2 protein-coding genes are annotated in these 1047 nt (G+C 70.0%); both read left to right on the plus strand.

All coding sequences use genetic code 11. The annotated features are described in order from the left end of the window. Positions 1–144 precede the first annotated feature (144 nt). Positions 145–564: a hypothetical protein gene (locus BN2279_RS09770; RefSeq protein WP_159037181.1), complete on the plus strand. Its 420-nt coding sequence runs from the start codon at positions 145–147 to the stop codon at positions 562–564. A 110-nt stretch (positions 565–674) separates the two neighbouring features. Continuing rightward, positions 675–878, plus strand: coding sequence for a hypothetical protein (locus BN2279_RS09775; RefSeq protein WP_059008318.1), 204 nt, complete (start codon positions 675–677; stop codon positions 876–878). Positions 879–1047 lie beyond the last annotated feature (169 nt).

The following is a 1047-nucleotide window of genomic DNA, read 5'->3' on the forward strand; positions in this document are numbered from 1 at the left end:
TTTGTCTCACCGTAGTGCGCTAGCCTCGTCGATCAACGAGCGCCTCTTCGTCGGCATCGACCGATATTACTAAGAGGCCGGCGCACGGCTGTCGCCGCCTACGCCCGGCTTGTGCACCTCTGGTTTCCCCCCCACCCGGCGCAGGTGCGAAACAGCTCGCCCCTTGACTCCTTCGACGCTTTCCTCGCCCAACCACTCCTCACCTCATCAGGACGGAACGTCCGCGCCCCCGAGAACCCCCTGCCTCCGCTGCACCGGGCCCGTGGACACCTGTCCCACCCGCTTGCCGGGCGCAGGACCGACGAGCGGGCCAAGGCCCTCGCCGACGAGGCGTGTGCCCTCATCGCGCCCATCGCGGACCGGACGGCCGCCCCCGACCCGACCACGCTCGCCTCCGCCCGCATCGCCCTGCTCGCCGCGGCGGCTACGCTGCGTGCCGCCTTCGGTGATCATCCGGCCATCCCGTTCCTCCTGGCGACCTCCCAGTCGCTGATTGCCCTCGAAGACTCCCCCACTGACGGTCCGGCGGCGAACCAGGTCATACTTCTGGTCCGGGTCGCCTGACGGGAACCGATTCGTGTGGGAGCGTCAGCGCGCGGGATGTCGTGGCTGTCTCTGCCGACCGGGCGGCGTGGGGGCCGGAGTCCGTTCGTCCGATGGAGGGGGGCGTGGCCGTGGCCAAGGTCAGTATCAGTCTCGACGCGGAGCTGGTGGTGGAGGTGATGGTCCTCGCGGGGATCGGTTCGCCGCAGGATGCCGTGGAGGCCGTCGTGCGGGACTACATCGCGCGGGGGCACCGCACCGAGGCGCGTGCCGAGCATCGCGACGGGGTGCGGCGGGAGGACGGGATCGCGCCGCTCGAACCGCCGCAGGGCTGAGCGCGCCGGTCCCGGCGGCGGGTGGGGCGGGGGGGGGGGAGGGTCCGTTCTCTGCCCCTGGCGGTTTCTTACACACAACTCCCCGCCCACCAGCCGGGCAGAACCTCTGTTATTCCGCTTCCTCCCTGCAAAAATAAGAATATCCTGCCGCGTTCGCATGCTGGGCGGT

The sequence above is a fragment of the Streptomyces specialis genome (assembly GCF_001493375.1).
Classification (GTDB): Bacteria; Actinomycetota; Actinomycetes; order Streptomycetales; family Streptomycetaceae; genus Streptomyces; species Streptomyces specialis.